Here is a 10,907-nt window from a genome sequence, read left to right on the forward strand (position 1 = left end):
ACATCAAACGGTACCAGCAAAAACAATAACTATAAAAATAATTTAATAATTTACGTGGACTCAGGGAAGTGAATATGTTTAACGCAACTGAACTGCTGATTAAGGCTTTTGTCAATCGCCTGATTGAAGGCTACCGCCACACTTATGGCGGCTTTAAATCTGACTATGGAGAGATTATTGCTTGGGTGGCGAATATGGCTTTAGAAAATATTGCTAATAGCGATGCTCTTTACCACAATGTCGAACACACTATTTTAGTAACCTTGGTGGGACAAGCAATTCTGGGTGGGAAGCACATCCGCGAAGGGGGTGTTTCCTGCGAAGATTGGCTGCACTTCCACATTGCTTTGCTATGTCACGATATCGGGTATGTTAAAGGTGTTTGCCGGCAAGATAGAACAGATTTGAGACTGTATGCGACGGGAATAGGCGACCTGAAATTAATGCTGCCTCCGGGGGCGACGGATGCTAGTTTGATGAATTATCATGTCGATCGCGGAAAAATGTTTATTGACGAGCGTTTTGGCGGTCATAAACTGATTGATGCTGAGCTGGTTAAGCGTAATATTGAGCTGACTCGTTTCCCGGTTCCGGCCGATGAAGATTATCAAGATACGGTAAATTATCCGGGTTTAGTTCGCGCTGCTGATTTAATTGGTCAGTTGAGCGATCCGCGATATTTGCAAAAGATTGCTGCGCTGTTTTACGAATTTGAAGAAACTGGGCAGAATCGGATTTTGGGATATCAAAATCCGGGGGAGTTGCGGGATGGTTATCCGAAGTTTTATTGGAATGTGGTTTATCGGTATGTGAAGGATGCGATCGGCTATTTGGAACTGACACAGCAGGGGAAACAAGTAGTTGCTAATTTAAGTGCAAATGTTTTTCGGGTGGAGCATTCTCAGGTGCCAGAGTCTGCGGTGGCTGTAGTTAGCTAGGGTTTGGGTAGATGCCGGGCGATCGCTCTTTTTTGGAATAAGTAGATCGCTCTAGTTAAATACTGCTGCATAGTCAGGATAGCTGAGATGTTGCACCATTCTCAATAATCCTTTCAGGACGAGATCTTCTGCTCACCCACAAGAAAATCAACTCTTTGTCAAACCGGCTCGAAAGCCTGTGCGAGCCAGAATAGTGAAAGATGTGAGGATAAACGACTTGCACAAGGATTACAACAGGAATTGTAGCAAGTAATGCAGCAAGGAATGAGAGAAAATGCTCGGGAAATTTCTAGGCAACTTCTCAATCTACTTGACAATAAAAGCATTACTCAAAAAACTGGTTTGAGGGTTGAAGATATCCAAAATTTACGGGAGGATGAAAGGAAGGAAAAAAGGACGATCGCACAATTAGTACACCTTTTCTCATTACCAGACTTAGCCTGGTAGCCCAGGCTTTTGAGGCTCTGCCTCTTTGATTGAGAATGACGTTAAATATTAAGTCTCATCCCATTGAGGCTCAAGGATGAGTCTGCCCTCCGTCTAAAGGAAGATTTCATTAAATGAGTAAATTCCGTATGATGCTTTAAAAGTCAGTTAGAGGGGAAAGCTATCTCCGACTCTAGCTCCGCATAACTGACCAATCTTACAATGTAAAAAAATACATCTCATGACATCAGTCACTCCCAATCAAACTTCCTCTCAATACGAAGTTACAGAACCAGAAGACAAAATTGATTCTCTGGTAGAAGAAGTTAAGCCAGAAAGCGAACTCGATTTAGAATTTCTCTATACCAGAGACATTGAATTTCGCCAAGAAACAATTTATTTTATTGTAGTCGATCGCTTTTACGACGGCGACCCCGAAAATAACGAAGGCCCAAACCCAGAACTTTACGATCCAGAAGGCAAAGATTGGGGGAAATATTGGGGTGGCGATTTGCAGGGAGTTATCGACAAACTCGACTACTTAAAAGATATGGGTGTTACCGCAGTTTGGCTGACTCCACTGTTCGAGCAAGTAGAAGCATTATTTGTTGAACAAGCAGCGATTCACGGCTACTGGACTAAAGATTTCAAGCGACTCAATCCCCGCTTTATTGCCAAAGGCGACAATCCTTCTATCAACCAAACACAAGAAACTAAAAATACCATATTTGACAAGTTAGTAGACGAGTTGCACCAGCGAAATATGAAACTCGTACTCGATATTGTCTGCAATCACAGCAACCCAGATTTTAGTGGCAAAAAAGGGGAACTCTACGACGACGGCATAAAAATAGCTGACTTTAACGACGATGAAGATAACTGGTATCACCACTACGGCGAAGTCACAAACTGGGAAGATGAATGGCAAGTCCAAAACTGCGAACTGTCGGGTTTAGCAACTTTCAACGAAAACAATATTGCCTACCGGAATTACATTAAGTCAGCAATTAAACAATGGCTCGACAGAGGTGTTGATGCTTTGCGGGTTGATACAGTTAAGCATATGCCTATTTGGTTTTGGCAGGAATTTAATGCTGACATCTTAGCACACAGACCTGATGTTTTCATTTTTGGCGAATGGATTTACAGCGATCCTAGAAACGATCGTTCTGTGGAATTTGTCAACGAATCGGGGATGACTATTTTAGATTTTGGTCTGTGCGTGGCAATCCGAGAAGTATTGGGAAAGGGTGCGGAGGCGGGATTTAAGTTAGTCCAAGATGTACTGAATTTGGATCACCGCTACTACGGGGCTACGGAGTTGATTACTTTTATTGACAACCACGATATGCCGAGGTTTCAGTCGTTGAATCCCGATCCAGAAATGCTGCGGTTGGCGATAGGTTTAATTATGACAACTCGCGGCATTCCCTGCATTTATTACGGCACTGAACAGTATCTGCACGATGATACAGATGGGGGAAATGACCCCTACAACCGCCCGATGATGGAAAAGTGGGATACTGATTCGCCAATTTACCGAGATGTGCGTTTGCTGTCAGGATTGCGGCGGCTTAATCCAGCTATTTCGATGGGGAGTCAGTGGCAAAAATATCTAACTGCTGATGTTTATTGTTACGTGCGCCGCTATCGCGATTCGGTGGTGTTTGTAGCGATTAATCGTGGCAATGCTGTTACAATTGAAGAGGTTGATACTGAGCTGCCTGATGGAGAGCATACGGAGGTTTTATCGCGCCGTAAGTTTGAAGTTAAAGACGGGATGCTGTACAACTTAGAGTTGGGTTCGCGGGAAGTAATGATTTTTAGCCGCGTCGGAGAGCGAGTTAAGGCGACAACTATTGTGCGGGCGCAGCTTAACAGCGTTAAAACTCAGCCTGGGGAAAGAATTGTGGTGATTGGAGATTGTCCTGAATTAGGAAATTGGGATATTAGTAAGGGTTACCCCCTAGAGTATATCAATACTAATACTTGGTTTGGGGAAATTCCTTTTAATGAAAGTGCGGGGAAGTTGATTTCTTATAAGTATGCGCTGTTACGGGAAGGACTGTCGCCGCTGCGAGAAAATCTGGTTTGTCGCCGCTGGGTTTTAGTTTCGGAAGGGACTGTGAAATGGCGGGATAAGTGGGCGAGTGGACGGGAGTCTTAATAGTTTGGATTTGTGAGTTTTGAGTGAGACCGTCCTAGGCACAGAAACCGGGTTTTATGAACGAAAATACTTCCTTAAGGGTTTCGATTATGTTTTAACAACCCGGTTGATTTACTAGCTACGTAACTGCTGTAAGATTTAATTAGTAACTGCCACTCATAATTCATTATTTTTTAAATATGACCTGGGGGGTGACAAAGAGGTCTACGAGATAGACTGTATAAGGGTTGCAGCCCGCATACCTTGTTGATAAAAGCGGCGTTTAGAAGGGTTAACTTCATTAACTGTTCCACCTCCAAAGAATATTGTTCTAGATAATTAACCCACTTTTCTCCATCTAATCCAACACCAAATGTACTCCGTCTGCGATATTTTTTCTTTGGTTCTGTGCGACGAGATACATATTATTGTACCTGCTTTTTCTTCAGTTCATTACCTTGAAATATTGCCCAAGTGTACGCCAGTTTCATGAGCAGAATTATGTTAATTAGTCGGTTCCCTTTGAGGCTTGTTCCTTCAACATCGTAGCCTCCTGTTTTACAGTCTCGGAACATTTCTTCAATGCCCATCCGCTGCTTATAAGCCTTGAGCGCTGAGCGCAATGAGTCTAAGTCCGTGAGAATAAACCAGGCTTCTTTAACTTGATATTTCCCCGAGTTTCTTTTCCACTTACAAGCAAGATCAAACCCGGTAGTAGGTAGAGTTTTCCTCACTTTTTTTACTTGAAGATACAAAGAAGTTCCGGGTACTATTCCTAATTCATCCAACCGTTGCCAAACTAAATGTTCTGTTTCGATACAAAGATTCTTTTTCAGTCTTAAGCAAAAAGACACACCCTTTTCCTTAAGCCAGTTTCCCAAATCAACAGAACAAAATTCACGCTCTCCTAAAACGATGACTTTATATTCTGAAAATAATGGTAAAACTTGCTCTAAATTGGTAGTTTGTGACTCGAAGTTACTATTTCCTAATTTGGGCAACAGCGACCAGTATAATGGAATTGCCCTTCGCTCCCAAATCAGGCTAACCATAAAGAGATTAATGCACCCCCATTGACTCCGGTCGATTGCAATTGATAAACGAGTACCAATACGGCAATAAGTGGTCAACCAATAAGTAATTAAGGGGAACCAAATTAATGAGATAGTTAAGTTTGGTAAATCCAGAAATCTTTGTAGTTTTCTACGCCGACTTTCCGTTGTAATTGGGTAAGGAAATACCCGGGAGAGTCGTTCTAATCTCACTTGTTTTTCTGATTGCATCACAGATAGCAAAGTTGTCATTACAAGAAACTGAGCTGATGTCAGTTGTTTTTTTAAATGAGTCTGGTAAAATGTTGGTATCATTATTTTTTGGATAGGCAAGCGTGTAACAATTATGCTGCCTATCTTTTTTGAGCAGCGGATTGGCTCAATCCTCACCACCTCTCGGTTTCAGGCTGGTTGTCACCCCCCCAGAAATATGACTTACGTAATAAATCGTTTGGCTTTTTATTTATAGCAGTAAGGTTTGCATTTTGCATCCTCCGGACGTGAGTTATGGTGCGCGGAGGCGCACCCTACATTTTTATTAAAGCGATCGCAACTTCTGGGCTAAAACATCGACATAAGGTTCGCTGCTGTGCTGGTTCACAACCATTTCGTAGCCCCGCTGCGCTTGAGATTCAGCTTCTTGAGGATTTTTTAGCAAATGGACGATCGCCTCGCGCAAACCTGCTGCATCTCCCACGTTTACAACTTTGGCAATATCGGGGGTGGCTAAATAATCGACCATACCTTGAGTCCGAGTAATAACGACCGGTCGCTTGCAGGCCATTGCTTCCAGTAAAACCTGCACTCCCGCAGCATATTTATTGTCCACCAAACAAACTGCAATTACGTCTGCATCGCGGTAAAGCTGCAGTAAATCTGGCCATTCATAGAATTTGCGGGACATATTTTCTGGCATAGTATCGGGGAAAGCTTTCGATAAAGCCTTGGCATCTTTAGAAAAACCGCTAATTTTTACGTCAACATCTAAGTCAGCAGTTGCTGCTGCTAAGAGTCTGTAGTCGCGCTTTTCTAATCCGACGCTAACAACTGTTTGCCGCTTTTTCTCGCCAGAAACTGGACCCGGTGTGAAAAATTGGGTGTCTGTCTGTTCTAGAAGCACTAAAATGCGCGATTCAGGTATAGCTAAATAGCTGCGGATGAAGTCAGTTTGAGGGCGGGCGTTGACCATGAATAGGTCAATTTTTTCAGCCAAACCGAATAGTTTCAGGGCGACGTGGCCGCGCGGCCGATCGATATTGTGGAAATATACAACAATTTTCGGGCGCTTGGGCAATTGGCCACACACCGCCGCCACTGGAATCCCAATGTCCTCGCCCGTACAAAATATCACGTCGTCGCTGCTGACTTGCTTGGACAATTTGCGCGCGGCGGCCCAATGTTCGGGTTTAGAAGAAATTTTCGATCGCAGCTTGTCGCTCAACGATATCGCTTCGCCATCCGGGGCATGAACGGTGGCATTTAAGCGGTCTCTGAGAGCTCGCAGAACGTGGCGAGGGCATTTGCCGAGTTTTGCATCGCGGTCAATTCCATCTAGGTCTATTTTGCGACCTAATGCCAAATGGTATTTCAAACTCTTCTCCTTATAATTCGACTGGTGCTGCCACAAATTATCTAACCTCAGAAGATTCTATCGTCTGCTGTTGAACGTGCTGGTTCGATCGATCAATTTTAGATTTTAGAGTTTAGATTTGACTCTACAGATAAATCTGGGGGGTTCTCCCTCATGTCTAAATTTTTGTGAGTTCCACGAATCCTGTCTGGGGCTTGTATAGCAACGGCCCTCACGGTTAGGAAACCGGGTTTATGGACACCCGCGCGCAAATCCTGTACGAATCAAAAACAGTGAAACGCGCCGATCGATTCCAAGGACTTAAGCTTTTATGCTGAAGTTAGCTAAAGAATTTATGTTTAACCCCATGTATATTTCTCCAGAGCAAGATCAAAAAATTCGCTACACCATGCGCGAGTGCGGTCAAGAAGCTTACAAGCTAGCAGCCAAACCTTTTGAAGTTTCCGAGAAAGGGCCCAACGACTACGTGACGAGTATCGATCAATACCTAGACCGACAACTATCGGCAGCATTTAGCGCTTTGTTTCCTGAAGACGGCAGGATCACCGAGGAAAACGACACCTCCAGAGCAGCTTACGGGGCCAATTACCAGCGCCTCTGGTGCATCGATCCCCTCGACGGGACGGAAGAATTTATTCGGGGAAAACTGCACTACGCTTCGATGGTGGGGCTGCTGCTGGAAGGGGAACCGGTGGCCGGCTGGCTCTACGCCCCGGCTTTTGACCAAATGTATTTTGGGGGCAAAGATTGGGGATTGTTCCAAACTGTGGGAACCCAAGCGCCGCAGCCGATCGCGCTGTGCAAACCCCCGGCCCCGACAGCGGAAAATTGTAAAATTATTCTGGGAGACAAAGACCAGAAAAACTACGCCGGGGCGATCGCCCAAAGCATCCCCGGAGCAGAATTTTACTCGCTGGGCAGCTTTGGCTTAAAAGTGATGGAAGTTATCTTCGGTCGAGCTGGTTTATACCTGTATCTCAACGGCAGAGTTAAAGTGTGGGATACCGCCGGCCCTCTGGCTTTAGCAAAAGCAGCCGGATTGGTGTGTTGCGATATGCAAGGTCAACCGCTGAGGTGGACTAAAGATGCGATCGAGCCGGAGACTCTGGCCCACACGCAGTCAATCGCGATCGGCTGGCCGGAATACATAGAACCTCTGTTGGGTAAAGTTCAACAGGCAGTGGCAGGCTTGTAAACCCGTTTAAGATTAAAGAATCTGCCAATTTTACGTGAACCGGGCCTGTGCACCCTTATCATCAATTAAAGGAGCAACAGATTGTTTGTGTTCCCAAACATCGATCGTTCCCTAGCTGTTGGGTGTCGCCTAATCATATTTCCCACCTCCGCGAGTTTGCATGAAGACAGAAGCTTTCAGTGAGCTATTTCCTCTATTTAAGGGTGCTAACCCAGAAACCTTGGGAGGGCTGCTATCAAATGCCGTCAAGCATGAGTATCCCCCGGGCCGAGCTGTGGTAATGGAGGATTCTTGGGGCAACGCGATTTACTTTGTCGTGTCTGGCTGGGTAAAAGTCCGGCGCTTGTCAAACGATCGAGCTGTATCAATGGCTATTTTAGGACGGGGTGCGTTCTTCGGCGAAATGGCAATTCTTGACGAATCTCCCCGATCGAATGACGTACTTGCTCTATCGCCGGTGCGGCTGCTGAGCGTCACAGCTCAGCGATTTATCCAAACCCTGTTTAAAGACCCGCAATTGCACCACCGGATGCTGCAACTGATGGTGCGGCGGCTCCGCCAAACCAATCACCGCTATCAACTCCGAAACCGCCAGCCAGCGGTTAAACTAGCAAATACTTTAGTCGAGCTGGCAGAAAACTACGGTCAGAAAACTGCTGAGGGCAAAGATATCTTCAATATTCCTTATGAAGATTTAGCGGATGTCACAGATATCACCCTAGATGAAACCAGCAAAATTATGGAAAAACTCGATAGTAAAGGTTGGATCAATATCGATCCAGACCGCCAAACTATCCATTTGATCAACCTCAAGCACTTGATTAATTTGGCAAGTCAATGACTGATGTTACTTCTTTGGATACCTCGTCCGCTGCCGGCAATTGTCAGGGGCAACTAACAGCACCGACAATTCAATATTCGGTGGCGATGCCCAATCCTGAATCCCACCTCTTTGAAGTAACTTTGCGCGTGCAAGGTTGGTCGAAGCCGGTTCTGGATTTAAAAATGCCTGTCTGGACTCCCGGTTCATACTTGGTTAGAGAGTACGCCCGCCACTTGCAAGATTTTAGCTCCCAGGCGGGCGAGCGAGCTTTACCTTGGCGCAAGCTCAGCAAAAATCACTGGCAAATCGAGACCGATTCGGTATCAGATGTCACGGTTCGCTACCGTATTTTTGCCAACGAACTGACAGTGCGAACCAATCACTTAGACTCGACTCACGGTTATTTCAATCCGGCGGCTTTGTGCTTTTTCTTGCCCGGTTTTGAGCGCCACTGCTACACCGTGACCGTTGTGCCGCCGAAGCCGGAATGGCGCACAGTTACTGCTTTGCCACCTGTTTCCGGGCAAAATCTTACTTTTGCTGCAGCGGATTTTGACACTCTCGCAGACAGTCCTTTTGAGATTGGCTATCACGAAGTATACGATTTTGAAGTAATGGGAAAACCCCACCAGCTAGTTGTTTGGGGAAAAGGCAATTTAGAACCCGAGCGGGCGATTCGAGACATCCAAAAAGTTATCGAAGTCGAGGCAAAAATGTTCGGCGGTTTGCCTTACGAACGCTATGTGTTTTTACTGCATTTGTCTGGCTCGGGTTTTGGTGGTTTGGAACACAAGGAGTGCTGCACTCTCAACTATCCGCGTTTTAATTTTCGGGCTAAGGAAAAGTACGAACGCTTTATTCAGTTGGTGGCTCACGAGTTTTTTCACCTCTGGAATGTCAAGCGCATTCGACCAAAAGCTCTGGAAGTATTTGACTACGAAAAAGAGAACTACACTCCTTCTTTATGGTTTTCTGAAGGGACGACCAGTTATTACGATTTGGTGATTCCTTTTCGAGCTGGCCTCTACAGCGTGAAAGGTTATTTCCAATGTATGGCTAAGGAAATCACTCGCTTGCAGACGACTCCGGGGCGGAGTGTACAGCCTGTCAGTGAGTCGAGCTGGGATGCTTGGATTAAACTTTATCGCAGGGATGCTAACAGCGACAACTCGCAGGTTTCCTATTATTTGAAAGGGGAGGTTGTTTCGTTTTTGCTCGATTTGTTGATTCGAGCCAGACACGGCAATTCGCGATCGCTCGACGATGTGATGCGTTTGATGTGGCAGCGGTTTGGCAATGCTAATTCGGCTGAAAACGGCGATTTTGAACAGAAGTCGGGAACAGACGCCAAGTCGGCGCATCTGACATCAAACGGACAGTTAAATTCTCCTTCGCTGCCGGCAGAAATAGGCTTTACTCCCGAAGAGTTGCAAAGTGCGATCGAATCCGTCGCTGGCATCGATTTGAGCGACTTTTTCGCGCGCTATATTGACGGCACAGAAGAGTTGCCTTACAACCAGTATCTCGAACCTTTCGGGCTGGAACTCATCGCAGGTGAAATTGACCAAACGCCTCGCATCGGTTGGACGCTGGGAACGGAAAACGGCCGGGAAATGGTGAAATTTGTCGAAGCTGAATCTCCCGCCCAATTGGCCGGAATTGATGCTGGGGACGAGTTGCTGGCGATCGCAGGTTTTCGGGTAAATTCAGAACAAGCGAGTGAGAGGCTTAAAGATTATCAGCCGGGGGACACAATAGAGGTGACGGTTTTTCACCAAGACGAACTGCGGACTTGTCGTGTTACTCTCGCGCCGCCCCGCCCTGGCCGCTACTCGATCGTGCCCGTGGAAAAGCCCACTGCTATTCAGAAACAAAACTTTACTGGATGGCTAGGAGTTCCTTTATCGAAATTGTGACATAAATAAAGGGGAAAGGGAAAGAAAAGACAAGAAGGAATCAGGCGCAATTCCCAATTCCCAATTCCCAATTCCCAATTCCCAACTCCCAATTCCCAATTACCAATTTTGATTATGCAAACCCCACCTCCTCCATCAATTACACCCCGCCAGATGAATCTGCTGAGGATTGTTACTTCTATGGCCTGGGCTGACGGTCAACTCGCGACAGAAGAAGTTGATTTAATGCTCGATCGCTTTTGCGGTTTGTTTGCCTCTGATACCGACGGACAACAAATGCAAGAAGAACTGCGGGATTATATCATGCAAAATATCCCCCTTGATGAGTTGATCGGTCAACTAGAAACTCAAGAGGAAAGGGAATTAGTCCTGCAACTCGGCTATGAAGTGATTTCTTCTAGTTCTCGCACTCCCGATGAACCAAAAATTAACGCTGAAGAAGCTGCTGCTTATCAAAAATTAGTGCAGTTGCTGAATCTTTCAGAGGATGTGGTCAAGCGTATTGAAGCTGAAGCATCGGCGGGAGATAGTTCAGAGGGAATTGTCGAGAAGATGGCTCAAAAATTAGAAAAGTTCATCAAAGGCTAGTTCGGGACTTGCGCGCGCTTGGCTTAAAAACCCGGTTGATTCCTAGATTTCTTGTTACTAAACCTGGAATTTTTCGTAGAAACCGGGAATAAGCCCCCCATGCCTAAGTCTTGTTAGGTAAGTATCGGAATAATATTTTTATGACTGCAACTATTTAGGGCTTGCTGAATAAAAGCCAAAAGATTTACGAGGTTTGGGTTATGCGAGCGCACGATGGGTACTCAGGTGCAAG

General features: G+C 45.6%; 9 protein-coding genes. 7 read left to right on the top strand and 2 right to left on the bottom strand.

Annotated features, from left to right (window positions below; translation table 11 throughout):
* The first annotated feature begins 74 nt into the window (after window positions 1-74).
* The 3 genes from QUB33_RS14340 to QUB33_RS14350 all read left to right on the top strand — a co-directional run bounded on the left by QUB33_RS14340 (window position 75) and on the right by QUB33_RS14350 (window position 3,531).
* On the top strand, window positions 75-938 hold the full coding sequence (locus QUB33_RS14340) for an Npun_R2479 family HD domain-containing metalloprotein (protein WP_333351293.1): 864 nt from the start codon (window positions 75-77) through the stop codon (window positions 936-938).
* Between the two features lie 264 nt (window positions 939-1,202).
* Complete coding sequence (locus QUB33_RS14345) at window positions 1,203-1,385, top strand: hypothetical protein (protein WP_333351294.1); 183 nt, start codon at window positions 1,203-1,205, stop codon at window positions 1,383-1,385.
* A gap of 220 nt (window positions 1,386-1,605) precedes the next feature.
* Complete coding sequence (locus QUB33_RS14350; RefSeq protein ID WP_333351295.1) at window positions 1,606-3,531, top strand: alpha-amylase family glycosyl hydrolase; 1,926 nt, start codon at window positions 1,606-1,608, stop codon at window positions 3,529-3,531.
* A 404-nt stretch (window positions 3,532-3,935) separates the two neighbouring features.
* Here QUB33_RS14350 and QUB33_RS14355 read toward each other — a convergent pair whose 3' ends face one another.
* Both QUB33_RS14355 and QUB33_RS14360 read right to left on the bottom strand, forming a co-directional pair.
* Window positions 3,936-4,877, bottom strand: a complete 942-nt coding sequence (locus QUB33_RS14355) for an IS4 family transposase (RefSeq protein ID WP_333351296.1) — start codon at window positions 4,875-4,877, stop codon at window positions 3,936-3,938.
* A gap of 223 nt (window positions 4,878-5,100) precedes the next feature.
* A complete protein-coding gene (locus QUB33_RS14360) occupies window positions 5,101-6,153 on the bottom strand; it encodes a glycosyltransferase (protein WP_333351297.1) in 1,053 nt (350 codons plus the stop codon).
* Between the two features lie 310 nt (window positions 6,154-6,463).
* Here QUB33_RS14360 and QUB33_RS14365 point away from each other — a divergent pair, with 310 nt between their 5' ends.
* The 4 genes from QUB33_RS14365 (at window position 6,464) to QUB33_RS14380 (ending at window position 10,675) form a co-directional block, all read left to right on the top strand.
* A complete protein-coding gene (locus tag QUB33_RS14365; RefSeq protein WP_333351298.1) occupies window positions 6,464-7,348 on the top strand; it encodes an inositol monophosphatase family protein in 885 nt (294 codons plus the stop codon).
* Between the two features lie 160 nt (window positions 7,349-7,508).
* The gene (locus tag QUB33_RS14370; protein WP_190659615.1) at window positions 7,509-8,189 is read left to right on the top strand and encodes a Crp/Fnr family transcriptional regulator; all 681 of its coding nucleotides are present in this window, start codon (window positions 7,509-7,511) and stop codon (window positions 8,187-8,189) included.
* Entirely contained in the window at window positions 8,186-10,087 is a 1,902-nt protein-coding gene (locus QUB33_RS14375; RefSeq protein ID WP_333351299.1) for a M61 family metallopeptidase, read from the top strand. Before QUB33_RS14370 ends, QUB33_RS14375 begins: the two co-directional genes overlap by 4 nt.
* 114 nt (window positions 10,088-10,201) lie before the next feature.
* Window positions 10,202-10,675, top strand: a complete 474-nt coding sequence (locus QUB33_RS14380; protein WP_333351300.1) for a TerB family tellurite resistance protein — start codon at window positions 10,202-10,204, stop codon at window positions 10,673-10,675.
* The last annotated feature ends 232 nt before the right edge of the window (window positions 10,676-10,907 follow it).

The sequence above is a fragment of the Microcoleus sp. B3-A4 genome, from assembly GCF_036705385.1.
GTDB lineage: Bacteria > Cyanobacteriota > Cyanobacteriia > Cyanobacteriales > Microcoleaceae > Microcoleus.